The sequence below is a fragment of the Lysinibacillus sp. NPDC094177 genome (genome assembly GCF_050279145.1).
In the GTDB taxonomy this organism is placed as follows: Bacteria; Bacillota; Bacilli; order Bacillales_A; family Planococcaceae; genus Lysinibacillus.
In genome coordinates, this window is record NZ_JBNNTW010000018.1 from 25,036 (window position 1) to 50,124 (window position 25,089).

A 25,089-nucleotide genomic window follows, 5' to 3' on the forward strand; every position below is an offset into this window, starting at 1 on the left:
TATTCGTTGAAATTAAAAAGCAGACGGTTTAGAAATGCGATATTGCATCTCTAATTGGCAGTCTGCTTTTACTGTTATTTTACAGTTCCACGATTAGCTAGTCTCACCACAGTATGAAGCGATAGCATGGTGGAGTTGGTATAATAGAAAAGCAGTTGATATAGAAAAAATCTATACCATCTGCTTTTTTGTTTATACCATTCAGGACCGATTTTCGTTAAAATAAACATTGCCGCTTTTCACAAATTATAAATGCCAAATGTACTTGTGTTGATAATAAGTTATTGAGCATGATATAAGTGTAAAAGAAGTGGAATATTTGGCTTTATATTTTTTAACTGAGAGTTTGAAGTTGTATCCATAGTGAGAGGATTTGAGTTTAAAATGATAGATAATTTTTGGCGTGATTTACCACGACCATTTTTTGTACTTGCACCAATGGAAGATGTGACAGATGTTGTATTTCGTCACGTAGTTAGTGAAGCCGGTCGACCGGATGTATTTTTCACAGAGTTTACAAACTCGGATAGCTATTGTCATCCAGAGGGCATGAAAAGTGTGCGTGGCCGTTTGATTTTTACAGAAGATGAACAGCCAATGGTGGCACATATTTGGGGGGACAATCCCGAATATTTCCGTCAAATGAGTATTGGCATGGCAGAACTAGGATTTAAAGGCATCGATATTAATATGGGCTGCCCTGTTCCGAATGTGGCATCGAGAGGGAAAGGTAGTGGCCTTATACTGCGTCCAGACGTTGCGGCAGAACTTATTCAAGCAGCAAAAGCGGGAGGACTGCCTGTCAGCGTGAAAACACGACTTGGCTATACGGATGTAAATGAGTGGAAGGAGTGGCTAATGCATATTTTAAAACAGGATATTGCGAACCTTTCTATTCATTTACGTACAAGAAAGGAAATGAGCCAAGTAGATGCGCATTGGGAGTTAATTCCGGAAATCAAAAAATTACGTGACCGTATTGCACCAAATACGCTACTAACAATCAATGGAGACATTCCTGATCGTCAAACTGGGCTGCAGCTTGCTGAACAATATGGTATTGATGGCGTTATGATCGGGCGAGGTATTTTTAAAAATCCTTTTGCTTTTGAAAAGGAGCCAAAAGAGCATAGCAGTAAAGAGTACCTTGATCTTTTAAGACTGCAGCTTGATCTTCAAGATCAATATGCGGAAGCACTGCCACGTTCAATCTCTGGGCTTCATCGCTTTTTCAAAATTTATGTTAAAGGATTCCGTGGAGCTGGTGAATTAAGAAATCAATTGATGAACACGAAATCAACAGATGAAGTGCGTGCATTGCTTGATAACTTTGGATCAAACAATGTTGATTAAGATGTACCATTGATATCAAAGAGGGGCAAAGAACCCCTCTTTTTTGTTGCCTAATACAGTTCTAACCTTGATGTAAAAGTTGAGATGCGACGGGTAGAAAATCGTGTCCTTTATTCCTTTTAATTTTTATTTGACCACAATGGTCATTTTTTGTTAAATTGGATATGACCACATCGGTCATTAAAGAAAGGAGATAATTATCATTAATTCCATATTTAACAGCCTAAAAACAGAAAAACAAGAGCGTATTATTAATGCCGCCATAAAAGAATTTGTGCAAAGTGGTTTTGACAAAGCTTCAACAAATGAAATTGTAAAAGAGGCAAGAATCTCTAAAGGTTCATTATTTAATTATTTTAATAGTAAGAAAGATCTTTATTTATATTTAATTGAATACTCTATTCAAGTCATTGAGAAAATATATGAGCATATAGATTTGAATGAAACGGATATATTTATAAGAATTGAGAAATTAGGATTAAAAAAATTGCATATACAAAGAAAATTCCCCCAGGTATTTGATTTTCTTTTTTCTTCAGTCCATGAGGAATCTGATGAAGTGAAGGAGGAGATTAAACAAAAAGTTAATTCTATTTTCGAAGAGGGAGTTACAAAAATATATGAGAATATAGACTACTCTAAATTTCGTGAGGACATCGATATTCAAAAAGCGATTGATATTCTTAATTGGACAATGTTCGGATTTGGGGAGAAAGTAATTAATCAATTAAACAGCTTTGAAGGAGTTAAGGAGGAGTATCTCGAAGAATGGGTAAAATATTCTGAAATTTTGAAATATAGTTTTTACAAATAAGGGGGATCAATCATGAACGTGTTGGAAGTTAGAAATTTAACGAAGAAGTTTGGGAAGTTTACAGCTTTAGACGGTGTTAATTTTGAGGTACGGAGTGGGGAGGTTTTTGGATTCATTGGTCCTAATGGGGCTGGTAAATCAACGACGATAGGGGTATTACTTGGTATTTTAAAGGCAACTGATGGAGAAGTTAAATTATTTGGTAAAGATGCTTGGAATGAAGCAGTGGAAATCCACAAGAGATTGGCTTATGTACCGGGTGATGTCAATTTATGGCCCAATTTAACAGGAGGAGAGGTAATTGATTTATTTGTTAAATTACGGGGAACCAATAATAAAAGTAAAAGAGAAGTATTAATAAAAAAATTTGATTTAGATCCAACAAAGAAATGCCGAACGTATTCTAAGGGAAACCGACAAAAGGTTGCATTAATAGCGGCATTTTCATCAGAGGCAGATTTGTATATTTTAGATGAACCAACCTCGGGCCTTGATCCGCTGATGGAGCAAGTTTTTCAAGAGTGTGTCATGGAGATTAAAAATAAAGGAAAAAGTGTGCTTCTTTCAAGTCATATCCTTTCTGAAGTAGAAAAATTGTGTGATAGAGTGGGAATCATTCGACAAGGTAAAATAATAGAAACTGGATCGTTAAATGAACTTCGTCACTTAACAAGAACACATATCCTTGTTGAGACAAAGAAACCCATTTCATCATTAAGTAAGTTACAAGGAATACATGATATAAAAGAAACTAATCAAGGTTTGACCTTTCAAGTTGATACGGAAGAACTGGACAGTGCCATCAGACATATTAGTCAATTTGGAATTGTAAAGTTGGAAAGTGCACCACCAACTCTTGAAGATTTATTTATGCGTCACTATGAGAGCAAAAATAATGCAGAAGGGAAAGAAACAGGAGGTGTCCATTAATGGATCAAAATAAATTTGCCAATACAGGTCGACTATCTCGATTAATTTTCCGTCTAGATAGAACAAGAGTTTCATTATGGATAGCTGGAATAATGTTGTTCACATTAATCGTACCTCCTGCTTTTGAAAATTTATATAAAACGCAACAGGATAGAGATGCCGTTACTGAAACAATGGCCAATCCCGCAATAACGGCAATGGTAGGGACTGGTGATCTGAAAAATTATACTATTGGTGCAATGACAGCCCATCAAATGCTCTTAATAACTGCGGTAATTGTTGGTTTAATGGCTATTTTACTTGTCACACGGCATACAAGAGCAGATGAAGAAGACGGTCTCATTGAAATGATTCGTTCTTTACCATCAGGGCGCCTTTCTTACTTAAGTGCATCATTTATTGTAGCAAGTGGTACATTTATTGTTTTAGCATTATTTATAGGTTTTGGATTATTTGTACTAGGAATTGAAAGTATGGATTTAGAAGGATCCTTACTTTATGGTGCTGCGTTAGGCGGAACGGGGTTCATTTTTGTAGGAGTGACAGCGATTTTTGCCCAACTTTCAGAAAGTTCCCGAGGTACGATTGGATGGTCGGTTGCAGTACTACTTCTTGCTTATCTTTCTCGAGCAATCACTGATATAAGTAATGAAGAATTATCATGGCTTTCTCCATTAGGATGGGTATCGAAAGCAGAAGTATATTCATCTAATAATTGGGGGCCAATATTATTAATGCTGGCTTTTACTATCCTATTATTTATAATTGCAATTTACCTAAATAGTATTCGCGATTTAGAACAAGGGTTCATAGCATCCAAACCAGGGAAAAGTAATGCATCTCGCCTTTTACAAAGCCCAATTGGTCTAGCATTTCGATTACAGCGAACAGGCTTTATTGCATGGGCAATTGGCTTATTTATACTTGGAGCATCTTATGGATCTATATTTGGTGATTTGGAATCCTTTTTTAAAGGAAATGAAATGTATCAACAATTGTTGCAGCAAGCAGAAGGTGCTTCCTTAGTTGAACAATTTATTCCGACATTAATGATAATTCTTTCCTTAATAGCAACAATTCCTCCTATTTTGGCTATGAATAAACTACGTGCTGAAGAAAAAAAGGGGCGACTGGAGCATTTATTAGGTAGGGCTGTATCGAGGACTAAGCTAATGGGATCATACTTAATACTAGCAATTGTGAATAGTTTTGTGATGATTTCCCTTACCGCAATTGGTCTATGGGCAGCTGGTACAGCAGTTGTAGAACATGGTCTTGAATTCAGCATGGTTTATAGCTCAGCTCTTGTATTTTACCCGGCAATACTTGTCATGATTGGTATCACTGCAGTACTTAATGGGTTTTTACCAAGGCTTACCTATTTGATTTGGTTTTATTTTATGTATTCATTTATTGTCCTATATTTAGGAAACTTGATTCAATTTCCGAGTTGGTTAGGGAAGCTATCTCCATTTGGTCATGTTCCACATGTACCTATAGAGGAGGCAACCTTTATGCCGTTATTCCTATTAAGTGCAATTGGGGTAGGATTAATGATAATCAGCTTTATTGGTTTTCGGAAGCGTGATATTAAAAATTAGCATTACAAAACACAATTCGATGTTCATGCCAAACCACTTTATTGTCTAACTTTTAGGGGTGATCTCAATTTACCTTCGATATTTTTTATCTCTTTTCTTAAAAATACATTGCTTTTTCAATAATAATCTTATAGAATGTAGAACGATATAAATGAACGAAATAAATTTCCTTTAATACGGTCCAGAGAGGCTGAAAAGGGCTACATGATATTTTTAAAGCTAACAATATCTTTGTTTTCGCATGCCCTTTTGTCCTCTGTGACAGAAGGGCTTTTATTTTGCTAATTATACCTCTTTTAAAGGGAGTCCCGTGAGGCTTCAAAAGAGAATGGAAAAGAATTGAATAATCCATTCCCTCAAATAGGCTAAAAGAGATCTTTAACAATGAAAACTGGAGGATAGTAAGAATGGATTATCGTAAGAAAACAGTGGTAGCTTCAGTAGCTGGTTTAACGTTGGAAGGAATGGACATTATGTTTATTTCCTTTGCGATGACAATGATTATTTCGGAATTTAACATTGATCTCGCAACGGGTGGTTTGATATCTTCTATAACGAATATTGGCATGCTGTTGGGTGGTATTATTTTCGGGGTTTTAGCTGATAAGTATGGGCGGGTAAAAGTGTTTACTTATACCGTCTTGTTGTTTGCAATTGGTACAGCTTTAACTGGATTAGCAACAAATATTGAACAAATTTATATTTATAGATTTATTGCAGGTCTTGGTGCAGGGGGCGAATACGGCATTGGTATGGCGCTTGTTGCTGAGGCTTGGCCGAAGAATAAGCAAGGAAGAGCCTCTTCATATGTTAGTGTAGGTGCTCAATACGGAGTTATTTTAGCAGCATTACTAAGTGCCGTTATTCTTCCTACTTTAGGATGGAGAGCTTTATTCTTTGTTGGTGTGGTACCTGTAATTTTTGCTTTTATTGTACGAAAAAATCTTGAGGAATCACCAGAGTGGTTGGCTGCTCAGAAGAATAAAAAAATCGATAAGCAACATGAAAAAGGTAAGCTGGCACAACTATTTAAAACGCCGAGAACATCGATGACGACCATCACATTAATCGTTATGGCAACAGTTCAAATTGCTGGTTACAACGGCTTAATGATTTGGTTGCCGTCAATGTTGCAAAAATCTCAAGGTCTTTCCGTTTCAAGCTCGGCACTTTGGACAATTAGCACAGCAGTAGGCATGATTATCGGGATGCTAACATTTGGACGATTTATGGACCGATTTGGCGCAAAGCGTGCATTTGGTTTCTTTTTACTTGCTTCCGCATGTGCTGTGTTTTTATACTCTTATGCCACAGGAAGTGTCGCAATTTTAATCGGTGGCGCGATTGTCGGCTTCTTCTCAAACGGCATGTTCGCAGGGTATGGAGCTTTAATTAGTAGCTTCTATCCGGTGCAAATCCGAAGTACAGCAACAAACACGATTTTTAACTTCGGTAGAGCAATTGGAGGATTTTCACCGATCTTTGTCGGCTATATTCTTCAAAGTTATGATATGACGGTCGTAATGATCTACTTAGCTGCCTTATATTGCATTTCCTTTATCGTTATGCTAACTCTAAAAGGGGCAAGCAAGGCTCTACAACCAGTTGAAATTAATTAAATCAATTATGCCTGGCATAATTGCGTTCGGAATCGGCTTTGTGCTTAGGCCTGCGTGAGGGCCGACAAGATGTCGGTCATTTCGGTAATGCCACAGGACGTGGCGTTTTTACCGATGCAGGTCAGTTAGCCGTTATCGCATGGGTGCGATGATTTTAGGCTAACATCCTCTAAGAACTCCTTTTCGATTCCGTGACATCCGCCGGAGGCTTTAGGCCAACAGATGTTTTTTGTGCGAAAGCGCAGTGCTAACGTAGCGTCAGCAAAAGGGGTTCATTCTGTGCGAAAGCGTAGCGACAGGTACAGATGTTTGGACACCCGCTGAAAGATGTTAAAGCATGAAAGAACGAATTCCAATTTAAAAAAGGGATTCGTTCTTTTTGAAATTTATTATTATAATAAACCTTTTGAACGTTTTTCAGCCATTTCTACGAGGCGTTTTGTGATTTCTCCTCCGACTGAACCGTTTGCACGAGAAGAGGCTTCTGGCCCTAATTGTACATTAAATTCTTGTGCGATTTCATATTTCAATTGATCAACAGCTTCATGTACACCAGGAACTAGAAGCTTATTTGAACTACGATTAGCCATTTATCTCACCTCCTTGAGATTAGAATGGTCGAGAGTTAGCTAATCATACATGTTAAAAAGTAAAATGCACATTCTAAATACTATAGAAAGTAACTTTTGGAAAGCTAGCTAAAATTGTGTATGTCTCTGCTATAATAAAGTATGCTTCAGTTTCGAGGATAGGATTGTTAGAAGCGCTTTTACAGTCAAAATGGAGGTTTTTTAAATGACGAACAATGATATATTAATTCGTTTAAGATATGCACTAGATATCAAAAATAAAGATATGGTTGAAATTTTTAAGTTAGGCGGCATGGACTTTACGAAGGAAGAAGTATTGAACATGCTTATTAAAGTTAATGATGAGGAAGAAGCACCAGAAGAATACATCAAATGTAATAATAAAATGGTAGAGGCATTTTTAAATGGATTTATTACATTTAAACGAGGGTCGCAAAAGCCTAAGTCTGGTCAGCTAGAAGGACCACTACCTGTTTCTGGGAAAGAAAGCCCTAATAATATGTTATTAAAGAAAGTGAAGATTGCGTTAGCCTTAACGAGTGAGGAAATGCTCGATATTTTATATGACGGAGGCGTTAGCGTTTCGAAAGGCGAATTAGGTGCCATTTTAAGAAGTCCAAGTCATCGTAATTATAAAGAATGTGGCGATCGCTTTGTGAGAAATTTTTTAAGAGGGCTGACATATAAATATAGAGAAGAGTAAAATGGCTCAATATTAAAGTCTGTTCCTTATTAAAAAGAAGCGTTAAGTCAAGGCGCTATAATAAACGTTCTTTCCTGAATAATCAAGTGGGAATTTTAGTAAACATCCAATATATTAATGATTAACAAAGCAGCTGCGAATTTGTAGCTGCTTTTTTTTGAAATCCTTACGTAAATACCTTTGTTGTGATGAAAATTTTCTATAAAAAGCATTTTTTTCTTAGTTAAATCTAATTGACAACTTGTGGCGAAATTGTGTACACTAATATTGACATAAAGTTGTCACAAAGATGGAAAATAAATGTTCACGAACAGAGGGGTGCTTTTATGTTTGGTTTAGACATTTTATTAGTTGCTATCGCATGTGTTACTATCCCACTTGTTGTTGCTTCAGTTATGTTAGATATTTTTTATGCAGAAAAGAAAAAAGTTCGTTTTTCATTACGCCGTACATCTATGTGGTATTCATGCATGTTTGCTTTATCATTCATACCGTCAGTTTTAGTCATGGTACTAAATAGATAACGATCTTTAATATGAATAATCATTTAGGGGTAATTGATTATTTAAAATTATAGTAGCAGCTACAATATTACGTTGTAGCTGTTTTTAACTTCTTTCAGCAAATGTTTTATGTAACGTAAGTGAAACGGTAGCTACAAAAGTCTTTTGACCGAAAGCGTAGCGACTGGTACAGAAGTCTCCCCTCAATAGGTGGTGAGATAAACGCGGGTTTAAGTTACTTTTCAGTGGGTGAACAAACATCTGCTGAAAAGAGGAACTCAGGCTAAGAACTTCACATCCTGTGAAAACGCCTGAGTGACCGACGTCGTGTTGGCCTAAAGTTTCCGGCGGATGTCTCTGAAGAGTATTATGGATGAGCTGAGAAAATTATGTAATAGTACTCATTTTATAATATTAAAATTGTAAAAAATATGTGTATTTTTATCTAGTGACATTGACTACTTTTACCCATTATGTTAATTTTGTGAGGGAAAAGATGGGTAAATCTACTGTTAGGTAGAGACGCGAAGTTATAGGTCTAAGGTAGTGTATGCTATGCTGGCTAAGCAGGAGTACTAGTCAAGTACATATATTGCTAGTTATATTCTTTGATGCCTGTTTCTTTTGAAATAGGTTATTTTTTTGCCAAAAATACGATAAAGGAGGAAGTAATAATCATGAAGTTGTTGAAAAATGTTCCATTAAAATACAAACTTTTACTAACGGTTTCTATTATTGTTTTGCTTCTAATTGCTATTATTACTACGCAAAGTATTAGAGAATTAAACAATCGAATGTCTGGTGATTTAGAACAAGAGTTAAAAAGTGTTGGTTTATTGACAGCTATGAATCTTGATAGTGATGATATTAAAGATTTATTGACTGAAAAGGGAGAGACTAATGCTATATTTAAGAAAGTTCAAAAACAACTCGATAAGATTAAAGAAGAACAAGGAATTATGAGGTGGAGCTATATTTGGGATGTGCAGGATGCAAGTGGTATTAAACCGATAGGCTATACATCTAATTTGAACGATATAAATGAAGCTGGTGAAGTCGATACTGATTTAGCAGATGAACATGTGAAAACAGCTAATTTGGCAATTGAGAATAATAGTACTGAGGTAACCGATATTTACCAAGACCCTTATGGTTCATGGCGAACTGTATTTAGCCCAATTAAAGATGACAATGGAAAGCTCATTGCATTATTAGGTATTGATTATTCTGCGGACTACATAAATACGATCATTAAAACCAGTGTTATAAAACAGATTGTTATAGCTGTTATTGGAATTTTAATTTTATTAGTTTTACTTTACATAGTTATTGATCGTCTATTAAAACCACTTAAGAAAGTAGTAAATGCTGCAAATCAAGTAGCGAATGGGGAATTAGTAAATGTGGATTTAGAAATAACGAAGGACGAAATCGGAAGTTTATCTGAATCTATTAATACGATGGTTTCAAGTTTACAACATATCATTTTAAATATTAGAAATACATCTGATAATGTATCTTCAGCAGCTAACCAGCTAACTGTTAATGCAGCACAGACATATAATAGTGCAACAAATATTGCTCAAGACATGGGGCAAATCACGCAAAATTCTGAGGCTTCAATGGTTATGACTGAGGAAACAGCTGCTGCTATGGAGGAAACAGCGACAGGCATCCAGCAAATTGCTGACTCTGCTAATACAGCTGCTGAATCATCTATTTCTGCTTCTCAAGCTTCAGAACGTGGAAACCATATTGTTCAGAAAGTCATTGCACAAATGGAATTGATTAATGATTCTGTTGAACAAATAGGGACAACGATAAACGGATTACATATCAATACGAAAAAAATTAGCGATATTGTAAGTCTTATTACAGCAATAGCCGATCAAACAAACCTACTAGCATTAAATGCGGCAATTGAAGCTGCTAGAGCAGGAGAGCACGGGAAAGGCTTCGCTGTTGTCGCTGACGAGGTTAGACGATTAGCGGAACAATCATCACAATCTGCAACGGAAATATACAATTTAATTAGTACAGTCCAAGCTGATTCTAACGCTTCTATCGCTGTAATGGAAAAAGGTAAAGAAGATGTAAAGGCTGGTATGGAGTTTACAAATGAAGTAGGGGAAATCTTTAAAGAAATACTCGCTTCATCAGAAGAAGTTGCAAGTCAGATTCGTGAAATTTCGGCTGCATCTCAACAAATTTCTGCTTCTTCGGAGGAAGTTGCAGCATCTGTCAATAATATTAAGCAATCTACGGAGCAGTCATCTGAATTTTCGTCTAATGTGTCAAATGCAACTCAAGAGCAATTGACAACTATGCAAGAGGTGAAAGAGGCATCGTATTCATTAGGAAACACTGCAGAAGAATTGCAGGTACTTGTAGCAAAATTCAAATTGGAGAATGAATGATGTGTTGATTTTTCACGGAGTTACGAGGAAATTGAAGACAAAGTGAAATCAACTTTTATTTATCGATTTGTATTATTTTACATTTATTCTTTTGTAGACAAGATGAAACGAGAGCATTGAATTTCAATGTTCTCGTTTTTTTTTGTGCTGAAAAAATGACACTTAAAAATGATTAGTTATAGCTAGTTTATGTAAGAAAATTCTATTTATTGGTAAATAATGACATTGTACTGGTGGGATATTGTATAATTTATAGTTACAAATATTCTTATTTTGGAGTAAATATTCACGTGGAAAATGAAATAAAAAAATAATTATAAGGAGTTCATCGATGCGAAATAGCTTAAAAATCAAAATGTTAATGGTATTTTCAATTTTACTTGTTATATCATGTTTACTGATTAGTTTTCTTATTTATCGTTCTTCGTTGAATCTAGTGAAAGAGACAGTTGGTCTGCAAAACTTAAATATGATTGATCGGGCAATCTCCAAAGTAGATGTTAAAGGCTTTCAAAGATTTGAAATTGGAGCAAAAAAAGATGACAATTATTATAAATTGCAAAAAGAATTAAGCTCTGTTAAAAAGCTTTATAAGGTATCCAGTTTGTATACGATGACTCGGATAAAAAATGGTAAGGGATATGACTACTATTATATGGTAGATAGCGAACCGAAAAAGGATTCAACGATTGGTGTTAAAGAGGAATCACCCGAATCATATCCTAAAATTAAGCAAGTATTTGAAACAGGTAAAGTACAATTTCAACTATCAAATGATCCACAATACGGAGCTGTGCTTGCTATCTATGCACCGATAAAAAATACTGCTGGAGAAGTTATAGGATTATTAGGGGCAGACTTAGATGCTACAGAAGTATATGCGGACATGAATGCTAATCAAAAGAAAATTATATTGATTACGCTAATTGTTTTAATAGTAGGAATCTGTATCGTTTATTTCTTCACAAATTATTTAACGAAACCATTAAGAAAACTAACATCACAAGTAAAACAAGTTGGCAATGGTGATTTAACCGTAAAAATAGAAACAGATCGAAAAGATGAAATAGGTGTTTTAACAAATGCATTTCAACAAATGGTACTAGATTTACAAAATATTATCATTGGAATCAATTCTAATTCTAAACAGCTAATCGAAACGACTAACGGAGTGGCAAAAAGTAGTGAAAAGGCAACTGAAGCGATTAGTCATATTTCGGCCTCCATCCAGGAAGTGTCGGCTGGAGCGCATGCACAGTATAAAAGCTCAGAGGAAAGCTCTGCGACATTAGAGCAAATGTCAGAGGGCATTCAACAAATTGCCGAGGCTTCTTCAAATGTATCTCAATTATCATCTATTAGCTTACAAAATGTAGAGCTTGGAAATGGAAACATTGAAAAAGTGATTCATCAAATGAATATTATTAATGAATCAGTTCAATTATCCGCACATGCAATAAAAAAACTAGAGAGTCAATCAAATGAAGTATCACTTATTATTAATATGATTCGTGATATTGCTTCACAAACGAATCTACTTGCATTAAATGCTGCGATTGAAGCAGCTAGAGCTGGTGAATCTGGAAAGGGCTTTGCCGTAGTAGCTGAAGAAGTAAGAAAGCTTGCTGAGCAGTCAGAAAAATCGGCAAATAGCATATCAGATTTGATTTCTAAAATAAATGAGGATACGAGCTTAACGGTGCAAACTATGAATGTTGTAACAGAAAATGTAGAAGATGGTTTACAAACTGTTGAAGAAGCTGGGAAATCATTTGAAAGTATTCTTCAATCTATTCAGGGCGTAGTATCTCATACAAAACAAGTTTCTGTAACTTCAGAAGAAATGTCTGCATTTTCTGAGGAGATTACAGCAGGAGTTTTGGAAACAACGATGCTTGCTAATAAGGCTGCAAAGGCAACAGAAAGTGTTGTAGAACGTACGATGGAACAAGAAAGCTACAATCAAGATATTCTCCATTCTATTTTAATACTGAACAAAATGGCAGAAGAACTTGAAAAATCCGTTTCAAAGTTTGATGTAGATGCTAAAAACGAAGATAATTCCCATAGAAATTAAGAATGAAAAGATAATCGTTAGAATAAAATTTCTATTAATAAGGATGAAATAATCCTATCGATTATCTTTTTGAGGGTGGGATATGGATGAAGACCTTTTTTCTTTTATGTCTAGGGATAATCTATTTATTACTAGCAAATTCAGTCGAAACGGCTATATTTAGTAAGGTATATTCTTTAATTGGTCTAGGGCTATTAATAGCAGGTGTTATTCGGTATGTGAAAGAGCGATATATCTATATCAATGAATTAAATGAATTGAAAGAGGCAAGTGAAGAAGAGCTTTTGGCTATCCCTCATACACATTGCATCATCTCAAATGATTGTTTAAGTGCTTTATTATTAAATGAACCTTCTAATACACTTTTCCTTGTAAGTCGAGAAGATTTAGAAGAGGAATTGATAAAAAAAGAAATCCCATTCAATAAAATATATGAAGTTGCTATAGTAGAAGACGAAATGTATATTGCAAGGACAAGCAATAACTTAATTAGTGGTTCATTACTTGGTGAAGATATGGATATGGAAGAAGAATTAGATGAAGAGGACCCGGAGTATAACACTGTGTCTCAATTGACATTGAAAATTGTAGCTGATAACCTATCTGACCCTATTCTAGAATATGTTTTTATGGATAATAGTGAGCCTATATCCAGAGAAGAGGATGAGTATCAAGAAGCGCTAGAGTTATGTGAGGATTGGTTTAAGAAGATCAGTGTTATTATAAAACGTTATGAGCTTGAAAGGGTTCCAATTAGACATTGGCAATAAACTATTATTTAGAAGAGAAAGCTATCTCGAACGTAATTGTCGAGATAGCTTTTTCTAGGAAAGATTACAATGTTCAGATATCTGCTTGAAGTGCTGCTTGAAGTGATCAGGTATCGTCCGAAACAGATTGGATTAACACCCGAACCTTAAATTTTAAATTGCTGTAATTGAATATTTAGCTCTTCAGACATACCAGCGAGCTGATTTGCACTCCTTGAGATTTCTTCCATTGTAGCGGCTGTTTCCTCTACAGTTGCTGTTGTTTGTTCTACTCCAGCTGCAGACTCTTGAGAAATAGAAGCCATTTCATCAACTGAGACATTGATAGACTCAGAATTTTGAGCAACTTTGTTTAAATTGCTTGAAATGGTATTTATGTTAAGAATCATTTCTTCAACGGCTTCCGAAATTTGGTCAAATGTTTCATTTGTTTGATTTAGTTGGGCGGTTCCTTTTTTTACTTCCTCATAGCCGGATTGCAGAGCGGTTGTTACATTGCCTGTTTCACCTTGAATACGGTTGACGATTGTTGAAATATCAGTAACAGAGAATTGAACTTGTTCGGCAAGCTTACGAACTTCATCGGCAACAACAGCAAAACCTTTACCATGCTCTCCTGCACGAGCTGCTTCGATGGCAGCGTTTAAGGCAAGTAAATTTGTTTGGTTTGAAATATCATCAATGACAGAAACAAGTTTGGAAATTTCAGCAGACTGCACATTTAAGCCTTCAACTTTTTTCACTGAATCTAAAACTATTTCATTAATGGTTGCCATTTGTTGTGTTGATTGTATCATTAAGCCTTTACCTGTAGTTGTTAAATCTTGTACATGACTTGAATGCTCTTTTAATTCAATGCCTTCCTGTGTTGTTTCATGAATACTACGCTGGAAAGAAGCCATGGTTTCGGCTAAATCACCTGCTGTAGATGCTTGTGTTTCTGTGCCAGAGGCCAGCTCCTGCATAGTTACGGTAATTTGTTCTGTACCCGTTTGTACTTCATTAGAAGATTGGGCCAGCTCTTCACTACTAGCTGCTACTGTTTCGGAAACAGCATGGATTGAGCTTATCGTTTGCTTTAATTTTTCATTCATATCATTTGCGGAAAGCATTAATTGACCAATTTCATTATGATGAGTTATTGGAAGTAGTTCATGTTGCAAATTGCCATCCGCTAATTCGCTCATGCGCTTTGAGACAGTCACAATAGGCTTAGAAATATTGTTAGCAGTGACTATGGCAATTAGGATACCTGCAATTGTTAATACAATGCTAAAGATTATTCCAACTGTTTTATTGCTTAAACTTGTTGATACTACGTTGTCTCCTACCTTATTAATGGCATCTGAGTGTTTATTGGCCAATTCTTCATAACCAGTACGAACTTCAGTTACAAGATTATTTATAGCAATTAGATTTTTTAATGCTAATTCTTTATCGCCTTTTTTATAAACATCGAATACTTCGGTATTTACGCGATTACTCCATGTACGTGCTTTTTCTACTAGCGCTTCTCGCTCAGGTGTATTTTCGTATTTCGACATAATACTATTGCTTTCCTCAGCGATTTGTCGATATTCATTAAAAGTTTCTATGTATTTTTCTTTACCTGATACAACATAGCTTAAAGCTGCAGAGAGACGAACACTCATAGACATTGCTAAATTTTTACTTGCAGCTAAGACAATTAAATCTTCTTTCACTAAACCTTCTGCTTGTTTTTCCATCTTATTATTAGAAATGTAAGTATAAGTTGTAAAACAAACAACTAATGCTAATAAAAGAAGAAATGAACTTAATATTCGAGCTTTAAGTGTTTTAAACTGAAAAATACCTTTCATCTTTTCCCACCCTTTGTGTTAATTTTCAATGGTCTTTAAAATAAAAATTGTTATATTACAAATATTATTTTATAACTAAATCTTTATAGAAATAAACCTTTTTAATGTAAATTTTAAAAATAGTTTATTTAGTACAATAACATTTTTGTGTTAACGAGGTAGGTAGTAAAAAATATATGTCTTAAGTGCAATTTTGAATTTTTTTTAATATCTTTAAGTATTTTTTCCTACCTAATGAAAAAGCACTTGCTGCAAAAGTGCACCAAGTGCTCCTAAATGTATCTTCATTCAGCAAAATGTTGTTGTAGCGACAGCAACAAATGTTTTCTGTGCGAAAGCGAAGCGACAGCAACAAATGTTTTCTGTGCGAAAGCGAAGCGACAGCAACAAATGTTTTCTGTGCGAAAGCGAAGCGACAGCAACAAATACGCCAAGGCGTATTTGATTATTGTTTTTCTTTTTTAGCTAGTCGCTCCCATTGTAATAATGATGGATATGGATCAAATGCCCATTCTGTACGTCCATTGAACTTATATATCCCATAGTGAAGATGAGGTGGGAATTTTCCTGATGTCCCTTCTTTACCGTAGCCAGAGCTACCAACATAACCGAGAACAGTCCCAGGTGCGACAAGATCTCCTACTTTAATCTTCTTATTATAACTACCAAGATGGGCATAATAATGATATGAGTTATGATTATCTCGAATTCCTATGCGCCAACCACCAAATTGGTTCCAGCCCTTTATTTCCACTACTCCATAAGAGGTAGAAAGCACAGGAGTACCATAGCTAGCGAAGATATCTGTTCCTTCATGAATGCGGCGTCCCCCCCAGCCCCTATTAGCACCCCATGTACTACGATAGCTGTAATCGTAATTAGTAGGGATTGGGAATGTGTGGGCATCGAGCTCAGTAGATTTGAAATGACTGTACATTTTGGAAATGGTGAAGATTTGATTTACGGCCTGTTCACTTCCGTAATACTCCCATAAAGCTAATTTAAAATCCTCATCAGTTGTTCCAAATTTACTTAAGAAAGTAGCCATGGAGAATATTATATCGGCATCATCCTTTGGACTGGCAAATCCATCACCATTGCCGTCTAACCCCATTCCGCCAAAGTAACTAATTGTATCTGGGCGAATATCATCTCTTACAGGATTTAAAGCACCTGACCAATATTCATCAGAAAATTGAATGGCAATGATACCATCCCGTTTTGGAATATCTTTACGAACTGATTGCAAATTTCGTTCATATTGATCAATGGCTGCTAAGAAATGCCACGGAATGAGTAATTCGTCAAATTGTACGTAATAGGCCATGCGTTGCTGTACAATTTCTTCTTGGGTAGGTTCTTCTTTTGCTAAAGCAACAGTGGGGAGAGTAAAACTCCACAATAACATCCATGATAAAAGGAATATAAAATGGCGAATCAATAATGGACCTCCTTTCTAAAGTTAGAATAACCGAATTTTTTATCTTCATTCAGCACTTTTTGTGGGAAAACAAAGCGGTAGAAATGAGCAATTTTTGTGAAATAAATCATCAGATATAACAATAACTGTTTCTAGTAACGTTTGTTGGAAATAAGTTGATCTTCGTTCCGGCTGGGCGACTCCTTGGGGATCTGCCGGAACGAAGGATAAAACAATCACATTCTGTGATAACGCCTTTGTGACCAACCTCGGTGCCGCTGCCGCTTTGCTTTCGCGGAAAAAACATCTGTTGCCCCGACGCCCTCAGGAATTTTTGCTCTGCGTGAAAGCGAAGCGTCAGCAACAAATGTTTTAACTGTGCGAAAGCGAAGCGACAGCAACAAATGTTTTAACTGTGCGAAAGCGAAGCGACAGCGACAAATGTTTTAACTGTGCGAAAGCGAAGCGTCAGCAACAAAACGCCCAGCCGGAACGGAAATCAACTCCTCGTTTTGCCGAAGAGCCATAATTATTTTATTTAGCGTTTAAATTCCTATTATCCGGCAGGGGAAAATTATAACCAAATAAGAAGAAACTTCAACAAAGAAAAAGTATTGGGTATCATAATGTCATTTCCTTCATACTATGTTATAAATCAAGCCCTGAATGGAGGGAAGGCTATCAACATTTTAGATAAAGTGAAAAGCTATCGCGAAGAAGAAAATCGGCTAAAGTGGGAAGGTACATTTGCAGATTACTTAAACATCATCAAGGAAAGACCTGAAGTTGCTCAAACGGCCCATTCACGCGTCTACAATATGATAAAAAGTGCTGGTGTAGAGGAACGCGATGGGCAAAAAATGTATGAATTTTTTGGGCAAGAAATTTTTGGGCTTGAAACAGCAATTGAAAGACTGGTGGAGGAATATTTCCATCCTGCAGCGCGGAGATTGGATGTTAGAAAACGTATTTTGTTATTAATGGGACCAGTAAGTGGTGGTAAATCAACAATAGTGACCTTGTTGAAACGCGGACTTGAGCAATTTTCGCGAACAGATGAAGGCGCAGTTTACGCAATTAAGGGATGTCCAATGCATGAGGATCCTCTACATTTAATTCCACATCATTTGCGTAATGATTTTTACGAAGAGTATGGTATACGAATTGAAGGAAGTTTATCGCCTTTAAATACGATGCGTCTTGAAAAGGAGTACGATGGACGCATTGAAAATGTGATGATCGAACGTATTTCTTTTTCTGAAGACAAACGTGTGGGCATAGGAACATTTACGCCATCAGATCCAAAATCGCAGGATATTGCTGATTTAACAGGTAGCATTGATTTCTCGACAATAGGAGAATTTGGTTCAGAATCTGACCCTCGTGCTTATCGTTTTGATGGTGAGCTTAATAAGGCAAACAGAGGTATGATGGAATTCCAAGAAATGTTAAAGCTTGATGAAAAATTCTTGTGGAATTTATTGTCTTTAACGCAGGAAGGTAACTTTAAAGCAGGTCGATTTGCATTAATTAGTGCAGATGAGTTAATCGTTGCGCATACAAACGAAACGGAGTATCGTTCATTTATTTCAAATAAAAAGAATGAGGCGTTACATTCACGTATTATTGTCATGCCTATTCCGTATAACTTAAAAGTTAGTCAGGAAGAATTGATTTACGAAAAAATGATTAAGGAAAGCGATATGTCACATGTTCATATTGCGCCACATGCATTAAAGGCCGCAGCAATCTTTTCGGTTCTGACAAGACTTGAAGTACCGAAAAAACAAGGTGTGGATCTTATTAAAAAAATGCGACTGTACGACGGAGAAAATGTGGAGGGATTTAATTCCGTTGACTTAGAGGAGCTTAAAAAAGAGTTTCCGAACGAAGGCATGAACGGTATTGATCCACGGTATATCATTAATCGTATTTCTTCAGCTATTATCCGAAAAGAGGTACCATCTATTAATGCGTTAGATGTTCTGCGTGCACTAAAGGATGGGCTTGACCAGCATGCTTCCATTTCTCAGGAAGATCGAGAAAAATATATGAACTATATTGCAGTTGCTCGAAGAGAGTATGATGACATTGCCAAAAATGAAGTGCAAAAAGCATTCGTTTATTCGTATGAAGAGTCTGCAAAAACATTGATGAATAATTATCTTGATAATGTAGAAGCGTTTTGTAATAAAAATAAAATTTTCGATCCATTGACTGGTGAGGAAATGAATCCAGATGAAAAATTAATGCGCTCTATTGAGGAGCAAATTGGCATTTCGGAAAATGCGAAAAAAGCATTCCGTGAGGAGATATTAATTCGTATTTCTGCTTATGCTCGAAAAGGAAAGCGTTTTGACTATAATTCTCATGAAAGATTACGAGAAGCAATACAGAAGAAATTATTTGCGGATCTCAAGGATGTCGTGAAAATTACAACATCCTCAAAAATGCCGGATGAATCACAGCTCAAGAAAATAAATGAGGTTGTAGCAAGACTTGTTGATGAACACGGCTATAATACAACATCTGCTAATGAATTATTGCAATATGTAGGTAGTCTGTTAAATCGTTAGTGGCTCTGACCTATTCAGTGGAAACTATAAGACTATTGATAGGAGTGAATAGGAGTGTCCCATTTTAGGGCACTCCTTTTATCTTCATTCACTTATTTTTTACCATAAGTGATGTAACCACGAAGTGTAATTGATTTCTCCAAAAAAGTTCAAGAAAGCGATTTACTAGCATAGTATAGAAAAAGAATTTGATAGATGGGTGAGGATAAAAATGACTGAAAACGAAAATAAACGTTTTGCCATTTCTCAGGAAAATTGGTCCCTCCATCGTAAAGGGCACCAGGACCAGCAACGGCATATGGAAAAAGTAAAAGATGCTATTAAGAATAATTTACCCGATTTAGTTAGTGAAGAAAGTATTGTCATGTCCAATGGTCGCGAGGTAATTAAAATACCTATACGTTCACTTGATGAATATAAAATTCGATATAACTATGATAACTCCAAGCATGTTGGGCAAGGGCAAGGAGACAGTAATGTAGGTGACGTGGTTGCGCGTGATGCCAGCAGAGGCAATCAGGCTAATGGTAAAGGAAAAGAAGCTGGTGACAAGCCTGGCCATGATTATTATGAAGCTGAAGTAAGCATTGAAGAGGTTCAAAATGTGTTATTTAACGAGCTTGAGCTACCAAACCTACAGCAGAAAGAAAAAGCAGATATTAAAACGGAAAAAATTGAGTTCAACGATATTCGGAAAAAAGGTTTAATGGGAAATGTTGATAAAAAGCGCACAATTCTCAATGCGCTAAAGCGTAATGCTATGCAAGGAAAAGCAGAAATTACACCAATTCATAATGAGGATCTACGTTATAAAACTTGGGATGAAGTGGAAAAACCTGAATCGAAGGCAGTGGTCCTTGCAATGATGGATACAAGTGGCTCGATGGGCTCCTTCGAAAAATATTGCGCTAGAAGCTTCTTCTTTTGGATGACAAAATTTTTGCGCTCGAAGTATGGAACCGTGGAAATTGAGTTTATTGCACATCACACAGAAGCAAAAGTAGTGACGGAAGAAGAATTTTTCACGAGGGGAGAAAGTGGGGGAACGATTTGTTCATCTGCCTATATAAAAGCATTAGAACTAATTCGAGAAAAGTATAATCCTTCCCGCTATAATATTTATCCAGTACATTTTTCAGATGGTGAAAATATATCAATGGATAATGAAAAGTGCCTGAAACTAGTGGCAGAATTAATGGAAGTATCTAGTATGTTCGGATATGGTGAAGTCAATCAGCATAACCGCTTTTCTACACTTATGTACACTTACAAAAAAGTAGATGACCCCAAATTTAGGTATCATATTATAAGAAAAAAAGGCGATGTATATGATGCCTTAAAGAGCTTTTTCAAAAAAAGTGAATCTTAAATCATGTTCAAAGGAGGGGGCGGAAAAGTGGAAAAGAAAGAACTTGAGCGAGCGATTGATGAAATTACAGAAATTGCCTCAAGTTTTGGCTTAGATTTCTTTCCAATGCGCTATGAAATTTGTCCGGCAGATATTATTTATACATTTGGCGCATATGGTATGCCTACTCGATTTTCACATTGGAGCTTCGGAAAACAATTCCATAAAATGAAGCTTCAATATGATTTAGGGCTAAGTCAAATCTATGAGCTAGTGATTAACTCAAACCCATGTTATGCATTTTTACTCGATACAAATACGTTAACACAAAATAAATTAATTATTGCGCATGTATTGGCGCACTGCGATTTCTTTAAAAATAATGTACGCTTCTCCAATACTAGACGAGACATGGTAGAGAGCATGACTGCAACAGCTGAACGGATAGCTGGCTATGAAAGAGAATATGGAAAGGATGAAGTCGAGCAATTTTTAGATGCGGTTTTAGCGATTCAGGAGCATATCGATCCATCCCTTTTACGGCCAAAATTGTCTTGGAATACAAAGGATGAATATGAAGAGGATATTCCTCAAGCAAAATCACCGTATGATGATCTATGGAGTTTAGATGATAAGGAAAAAGAGTATAAATCAGTAAGGAGAAAAATAAAGCACTTCCCGCCACAGCCAGAAAAAGATTTATTGCTATTTTTAGAGGAGCATAGTCGAGAGCTCGAGGACTGGCAGCGAGATATATTAACGATGATGCGTGAGGAAATGCTTTATTTTTGGCCACAATTAGAGACAAAAATTATGAATGAGGGCTGGGCTTCCTTTTGGCATCAACGTATAATGCGTGAGCTTAAACTAACAACAGCGGAAACAATTGAATATGCTAAATTAAATGCAGGTGTTGTGCAGCCTTCAAAGACATCCATTAATCCTTATTACCTTGGTGTGAAAATTTTCGAGGATATTGAAGATCGCTATAATCATCCAACGGAAGAGATGAGAAAGCTAGGTGTACAACCGAACTCTGGACGGGAGAAAATGTTTGAGGTTCGAGAGATAGAGTCGGATATATCCTTTATCCGTAACTATTTAACGAAGGATTTAGCAAAGCGAGAGGATCTTTATTTGTTCCAGAAAAAGGGCAATGAATACCGTATTACAGATAAGGAGTATGAAATGGTACGAGATCAGCTCGTATCGATGCGTGTAAACGGGGGATTCCCATATATCTTCGTTAAAAATGGAGATTACCTTCGCAACGGAGAACTCTATTTAGTACATGGCTATGAGGGCATGGAGCTCGATCCACACTATTTAGAAAACGTTTTGCCATATATTTATCAGCTATGGGGTCGTCCTGTTCATTTAGAAACATATGTGGATGGAAAGCCAATGCTTTATTCCTATGATGGTACAAAAAATTATAAACGCAATGTGTGAGACGTGATTCTTTTGGATAACCAAATCAAAAAACTTCTATCTGTTGGTATGAGCTATTTTTACAGATAGAAGTTTTTGCTGTTTCAAAAAAAGGCTTATCGTTATAAAGAGGGGGGATTTCCGTTCCTACTGGGCGTGATGAATCTAAATAAACTTTATTCGTTTATATTTTCATCTAGCAATGGAGAGGATTCATTTTCATCTTCACTACTTTCACTATGATTCGAAGATGAATGGATATCGCTGTCGATTACTCTGCTGTCTTTTACTTTTATTCCTTGTTGTCCGCCACTTCATCATTATTGTCATCAGCAATACCGCTTCTGTCGTTTTCATCGGCGAATTGGGAGTTTATATTTCTAGTACTGTCGTTTATGGCATTTTGACCGCCTCGATTGGCATTAGTACCTACATCCTTATTGATTTGTCCTCCACCTTCAGCCCTTTGATTAAGATGGATTTCTTTATTGCCAATATTAATAGTAAGATTGATGGTAATATGATTTTTAGATGGATCCTTTGAATGTTCATTATCAGGCATAATTTTCACCTCCTTCATTTTAGCATTACTCTTAAGTTATTAATCTTTCTCAAGCATACTTGTTTATGTAGCCCTAAGTTGTATAAATAATGTGAGAGGATGGAGGCTGAAAAACTGTTCCTTATCGTAAAATTTGTTAAAATGAATAGAGTTTGAATATATGAAGAACTGGAACGGTGAATCAACGTTGAGAACATTTAAAAAGGTTTATATAGAAATAACGAGTGTCTGTAATTTAGCATGTAGCTTTTGTCCTCCAACGGCTCGTGCAAAGGGACTTATTAAAGTGGAACAATTTAATAAAATATTGGATGAAATACGTCCTCACACGAAATATATTTATTTGCATGTAAAAGGGGAACCGCTTTTACATCCACGTATTGATCAGCTTCTTGACGCAGCACATGAGAAAGGTTTTAAAGTTAATATTACAACGAATGGTACACTGATTAAAAAGAATCATGAAAAGATACTAGGGAAACCAGCCTTACGTCAAATCAATTTTTCTTTGCATAGTTTCGACGGTCATGAAGGATCGGAAAATCGTGAGAAATATTTAGGGGATATTTTGGATTTTGTGCGTGCTTCAAAAGAATATAATACAATTATTTCATATCGTTTATGGAATTTACAAAGGGATCATGTAACGGATATTGCGGCACGAAGAAATCGTGAAACGCTCGAAATTCTAGAAAATGAATATAATCTTGATTATCGCATCGAAGAAAAAGTGCAACCCGGTAAAGGTGTAAAGATTGCTAATAATATTTATTTAAATCAGGATCATGAATTCAAGTGGCCAAGCTTGCTGGAACCTGAGGATGAAGGAAAAGGCTTTTGCCATGCGCTGCGAAGCCAAGCCGCTATTTTAGTAGATGGTACAGTAGTGCCGTGCTGTCTTGATGGTGAGGGAGTTATTAATTTGGGGAATGTAAACGAAAAATCCTTCACTGATATTGTTCAGGGTGAACGTGCAAATAATATTGTCGACGGATTTTCACGTAGAGAAGCAGTAGAGGAACTGTGTAGAAAATGTGGTTATCGTCAAAAGTTTGGGATGGAATAGATAGATCCATTTGGTTTTAGGCTAAATGGATTTTTAACATGGTCGAAACAATAGCATGCCACCATGATAAAACGGGCTCATCACCAAAGTTATGGATGACATTCGTTAAAACGTATACCATGTGTAGGTGGATATTAGACACATTAAAGCAGTGTATCAAGAAATTTCGAAAAATATTTTTTAGCTGGCCACAAAAACAGCTCCAACGTCATTGACCATTGGAGCTGTTTTTCTTTGATTGTGAATCAATAGTATTTAAAAAATCATTCGTAATGCGTACTACGTATTTCACCTCGTCTAAATTGCGCTCCCTTAATACTGATCGATGTATGTCAAGCATAAGGTTCTTTTCTTCAATATCAGTAACACCAGATAATTTTTGAAAATTAAAAAGCTCCTCAGGCACAATATCTAATGCTTTCATCAGCGTTTCTAAAGTACTTAATGTGATATTAGATTGCCCGTGTTCAATATTTGAGATTCGTCCTTTACTAAAACCAAGTTTTCCCGTTTTTTCTGCTACTTCTTCCTGACTAAGCCCCTTAGAAACCCTAATAATACGAAGTTGTTCGCCTACTAGCTTTAAAAAGTCTGACATATGATTCACCTCTAAGTAAAAAGCTAGTGAAAAACATTAAAAATGCCTATACCATTATAGTGGTATAATAGAGATAATGTTACAGTAAAATGGTACAATGATTGGTAGTAAGTTTTTATTGAGAAAAAAGACTTATGCAAAATAGTGTTGATGATTCTTCAGTAGCTTGTTTTAGGGTGTAACTAATTAAGTTAAGGATTGGAGGATTCAGGCATGGTAAAGCGTTATCGATTAGATGAGGTTGCTATAATAAAAGAGGGAAAAATAGTGCCGAGGAAAAAGAATTTTACGAACGTCGGAGTACCCCTAATTACAGCAGGAAATTTAAAAAAGTTAATGCTAGATGGTGATATTGAACAATTACCAAAAGTTAATATTACATTTGAAAAGTATTTTAAGTGTGCACCAGTACCAGCTAAAACCATCATTCTTACTAAAGCTAATTTGAAGGGCTCAAATAAATATATTTATCAATGTGAAACCGAAATATGTATTGCAAATGATGTTGTCGCTATTATTCCAAATGAAACAATTATTTTAAGTGATTATTTATTACACTTTCTCAGATGGTATCAAATTAATAAAGAATGGCATCATTTATACCATATATCCATTGATATTCCGATGATAGATATCCAACATAGAAAGGTGCAAATTTTAAATAAGATTCAGCTTTTAATAAAAAATAAAGATTCTTTGATGACAGCAGTAGAGGGGCTACCACAGCATTTTGACGATTGTTCAATGCAAATAGAACATCACTCAAAAAATTTACATCATGGGTTTAATAGGGCTCAGCATATTTACAATATTATGCTACATAAAATTTTTAAGGGTGAGCTTAAATAAAATGAAACGGTTCTTCATCCG

The 25,089-nt window shown here is 35.9% G+C and carries 20 protein-coding genes and 1 riboswitch; of the genes, 15 read left to right on the forward strand and 5 right to left on the reverse strand.

Annotation, left to right across the window (positions count from 1 at the left end; translation table 11 throughout):
* Nucleotides 1–384: 384 nt before the first annotated feature.
* From ACQKNC_RS20315 to ACQKNC_RS20335, 5 genes are all read left to right on the forward strand, one after another.
* On the forward strand, nucleotides 385–1,353 hold the full coding sequence (locus tag ACQKNC_RS20315; RefSeq protein ID WP_427426539.1) for a tRNA dihydrouridine synthase: 969 nt from the start codon (nucleotides 385–387) through the stop codon (nucleotides 1,351–1,353).
* 250 nt (nucleotides 1,354–1,603) lie between these two features.
* A complete protein-coding gene (locus tag ACQKNC_RS20320; RefSeq protein WP_427426576.1) occupies nucleotides 1,604–2,167 on the forward strand; it encodes a TetR/AcrR family transcriptional regulator in 564 nt (187 codons plus the stop codon).
* Between the two features lie 12 nt (nucleotides 2,168–2,179).
* Complete coding sequence (locus ACQKNC_RS20325) at nucleotides 2,180–3,097, forward strand: ATP-binding cassette domain-containing protein (RefSeq protein ID WP_427426540.1); 918 nt, start codon at nucleotides 2,180–2,182, stop codon at nucleotides 3,095–3,097.
* Nucleotides 3,097–4,698 carry an ABC transporter permease gene (locus tag ACQKNC_RS20330; protein WP_427426541.1) on the forward strand — a complete coding sequence of 534 codons (1,602 nt, stop codon included), beginning with the start codon at nucleotides 3,097–3,099 and terminating at the stop codon, nucleotides 4,696–4,698. The genes ACQKNC_RS20325 and ACQKNC_RS20330 overlap by 1 nt, the downstream gene beginning before the upstream one ends.
* 407 nt (nucleotides 4,699–5,105) lie before the next feature.
* Entirely contained in the window at nucleotides 5,106–6,317 is a 1,212-nt protein-coding gene (locus ACQKNC_RS20335; RefSeq protein WP_427426542.1) for an MFS transporter, read from the forward strand.
* A 392-nt stretch (nucleotides 6,318–6,709) separates the two neighbouring features.
* Here ACQKNC_RS20335 and ACQKNC_RS20340 read toward each other — a convergent pair whose 3' ends face one another.
* Entirely contained in the window at nucleotides 6,710–6,907 is a 198-nt protein-coding gene (locus tag ACQKNC_RS20340; RefSeq protein WP_049668804.1) for an alpha/beta-type small acid-soluble spore protein, read from the reverse strand.
* Nucleotides 6,908–7,112: 205 nt separating this feature from the next.
* Here ACQKNC_RS20340 and ACQKNC_RS20345 point away from each other — a divergent pair, with 205 nt between their 5' ends.
* The 5 genes from ACQKNC_RS20345 (at nucleotide 7,113) to ACQKNC_RS20365 (ending at nucleotide 13,377) form a co-directional block, all read left to right on the forward strand.
* Nucleotides 7,113–7,610, forward strand: a complete 498-nt coding sequence (locus ACQKNC_RS20345; protein WP_427426543.1) for a DUF1456 family protein — start codon at nucleotides 7,113–7,115, stop codon at nucleotides 7,608–7,610.
* A gap of 326 nt (nucleotides 7,611–7,936) precedes the next feature.
* Nucleotides 7,937–8,134, forward strand: a complete 198-nt coding sequence (locus tag ACQKNC_RS20350; protein ID WP_427426544.1) for a hypothetical protein — start codon at nucleotides 7,937–7,939, stop codon at nucleotides 8,132–8,134.
* Nucleotides 8,135–8,602: 468 nt separating this feature from the next.
* Nucleotides 8,603–8,688: riboswitch (cyclic di-GMP riboswitch) on the forward strand.
* A 102-nt stretch (nucleotides 8,689–8,790) separates the two neighbouring features.
* Entirely contained in the window at nucleotides 8,791–10,530 is a 1,740-nt protein-coding gene (locus ACQKNC_RS20355) for a methyl-accepting chemotaxis protein (protein ID WP_427426545.1), read from the forward strand.
* Between the two features lie 331 nt (nucleotides 10,531–10,861).
* Nucleotides 10,862–12,607, forward strand: a complete 1,746-nt coding sequence (locus ACQKNC_RS20360; protein ID WP_427426546.1) for a methyl-accepting chemotaxis protein — start codon at nucleotides 10,862–10,864, stop codon at nucleotides 12,605–12,607.
* An 86-nt stretch (nucleotides 12,608–12,693) separates the two neighbouring features.
* Complete coding sequence (locus ACQKNC_RS20365; RefSeq protein WP_427426547.1) at nucleotides 12,694–13,377, forward strand: hypothetical protein; 684 nt, start codon at nucleotides 12,694–12,696, stop codon at nucleotides 13,375–13,377.
* A gap of 146 nt (nucleotides 13,378–13,523) precedes the next feature.
* On the opposite strand, the gene ACQKNC_RS20370 is transcribed toward ACQKNC_RS20365, so the two are convergent.
* Together ACQKNC_RS20370 and ACQKNC_RS20375 are read right to left on the reverse strand one after the other, a co-directional pair.
* Entirely contained in the window at nucleotides 13,524–15,218 is a 1,695-nt protein-coding gene (locus ACQKNC_RS20370) for a methyl-accepting chemotaxis protein (protein WP_427426548.1), read from the reverse strand.
* Between the two features lie 445 nt (nucleotides 15,219–15,663).
* Nucleotides 15,664–16,659, reverse strand: coding sequence for a M23 family metallopeptidase (locus ACQKNC_RS20375; protein WP_427426549.1), 996 nt, complete (start codon nucleotides 16,657–16,659; stop codon nucleotides 15,664–15,666).
* 659 nt (nucleotides 16,660–17,318) lie between these two features.
* On the opposite strand from ACQKNC_RS20375, the gene ACQKNC_RS20380 reads away from it, so the two are divergent.
* The 3 genes from ACQKNC_RS20380 (at nucleotide 17,319) to ACQKNC_RS20390 (ending at nucleotide 22,014) form a co-directional block, all read left to right on the forward strand.
* Nucleotides 17,319–19,214: a PrkA family serine protein kinase gene (locus ACQKNC_RS20380; RefSeq protein WP_427426577.1), complete on the forward strand. Its 1,896-nt coding sequence runs from the start codon at nucleotides 17,319–17,321 to the stop codon at nucleotides 19,212–19,214.
* A 211-nt stretch (nucleotides 19,215–19,425) separates the two neighbouring features.
* Entirely contained in the window at nucleotides 19,426–20,583 is a 1,158-nt protein-coding gene (gene yhbH, locus ACQKNC_RS20385) for a sporulation protein YhbH (protein WP_427426550.1), read from the forward strand.
* Nucleotides 20,584–20,610: 27 nt separating this feature from the next.
* Nucleotides 20,611–22,014: a SpoVR family protein gene (locus ACQKNC_RS20390; RefSeq protein ID WP_427426551.1), complete on the forward strand. Its 1,404-nt coding sequence runs from the start codon at nucleotides 20,611–20,613 to the stop codon at nucleotides 22,012–22,014.
* Between the two features lie 271 nt (nucleotides 22,015–22,285).
* On the opposite strand, the gene ACQKNC_RS20395 is transcribed toward ACQKNC_RS20390, so the two are convergent.
* Nucleotides 22,286–22,555 (reverse strand): hypothetical protein, encoded by a 270-nt coding sequence (locus tag ACQKNC_RS20395; RefSeq protein WP_427426552.1) that lies wholly within the window; start codon nucleotides 22,553–22,555, stop codon nucleotides 22,286–22,288.
* Nucleotides 22,556–22,742: 187 nt separating this feature from the next.
* Between ACQKNC_RS20395 and ACQKNC_RS20400 the strand changes: the two genes are divergently transcribed.
* The gene (locus ACQKNC_RS20400; RefSeq protein ID WP_427426578.1) at nucleotides 22,743–23,621 is read left to right on the forward strand and encodes a radical SAM/SPASM domain-containing protein; all 879 of its coding nucleotides are present in this window, start codon (nucleotides 22,743–22,745) and stop codon (nucleotides 23,619–23,621) included.
* A gap of 208 nt (nucleotides 23,622–23,829) precedes the next feature.
* On the opposite strand, the gene ACQKNC_RS20405 is transcribed toward ACQKNC_RS20400, so the two are convergent.
* Nucleotides 23,830–24,219 (reverse strand): helix-turn-helix domain-containing protein, encoded by a 390-nt coding sequence (locus tag ACQKNC_RS20405; RefSeq protein ID WP_427426553.1) that lies wholly within the window; start codon nucleotides 24,217–24,219, stop codon nucleotides 23,830–23,832.
* A 213-nt stretch (nucleotides 24,220–24,432) separates the two neighbouring features.
* On the opposite strand from ACQKNC_RS20405, the gene ACQKNC_RS20410 reads away from it, so the two are divergent.
* Nucleotides 24,433–25,068, forward strand: coding sequence for a restriction endonuclease subunit S (locus tag ACQKNC_RS20410; protein WP_427426554.1), 636 nt, complete (start codon nucleotides 24,433–24,435; stop codon nucleotides 25,066–25,068).
* Nucleotides 25,069–25,089 lie beyond the last annotated feature (21 nt).

Coding starts and splice junctions, on each gene's coding strand:
- ACQKNC_RS20405 (WP_427426553.1), bottom strand. CDS start 24,219: ATGTCAGACTTTTTAAAGCTAGTAGGCGAACAACTTCGTATTATTAGG.
- ACQKNC_RS20315 (WP_427426539.1), top strand. CDS start 385: ATGATAGATAATTTTTGGCGTGATTTACCACGACCATTTTTTGTACTT.
- ACQKNC_RS20325 (WP_427426540.1), top strand. CDS start 2,180: ATGAACGTGTTGGAAGTTAGAAATTTAACGAAGAAGTTTGGGAAGTTT.
- ACQKNC_RS20365 (WP_427426547.1), top strand. CDS start 12,694: ATGAAGACCTTTTTTCTTTTATGTCTAGGGATAATCTATTTATTACTA.
- ACQKNC_RS20350 (WP_427426544.1), top strand. CDS start 7,937: ATGTTTGGTTTAGACATTTTATTAGTTGCTATCGCATGTGTTACTATC.
- ACQKNC_RS20335 (WP_427426542.1), top strand. CDS start 5,106: ATGGATTATCGTAAGAAAACAGTGGTAGCTTCAGTAGCTGGTTTAACG.
- ACQKNC_RS20340 (WP_049668804.1), bottom strand. CDS start 6,907: ATGGCTAATCGTAGTTCAAATAAGCTTCTAGTTCCTGGTGTACATGAA.
- yhbH (WP_427426550.1), top strand. CDS start 19,426: ATGACTGAAAACGAAAATAAACGTTTTGCCATTTCTCAGGAAAATTGG.
- ACQKNC_RS20395 (WP_427426552.1), bottom strand. CDS start 22,555: ATGCCTGATAATGAACATTCAAAGGATCCATCTAAAAATCATATTACC.
- ACQKNC_RS20345 (WP_427426543.1), top strand. CDS start 7,113: ATGACGAACAATGATATATTAATTCGTTTAAGATATGCACTAGATATC.
- ACQKNC_RS20370 (WP_427426548.1), bottom strand. CDS start 15,218: ATGAAAGGTATTTTTCAGTTTAAAACACTTAAAGCTCGAATATTAAGT.
- ACQKNC_RS20410 (WP_427426554.1), top strand. CDS start 24,433: ATGGTAAAGCGTTATCGATTAGATGAGGTTGCTATAATAAAAGAGGGA.
- ACQKNC_RS20330 (WP_427426541.1), top strand. CDS start 3,097: ATGGATCAAAATAAATTTGCCAATACAGGTCGACTATCTCGATTAATT.
- ACQKNC_RS20355 (WP_427426545.1), top strand. CDS start 8,791: ATGAAGTTGTTGAAAAATGTTCCATTAAAATACAAACTTTTACTAACG.
- ACQKNC_RS20360 (WP_427426546.1), top strand. CDS start 10,862: ATGCGAAATAGCTTAAAAATCAAAATGTTAATGGTATTTTCAATTTTA.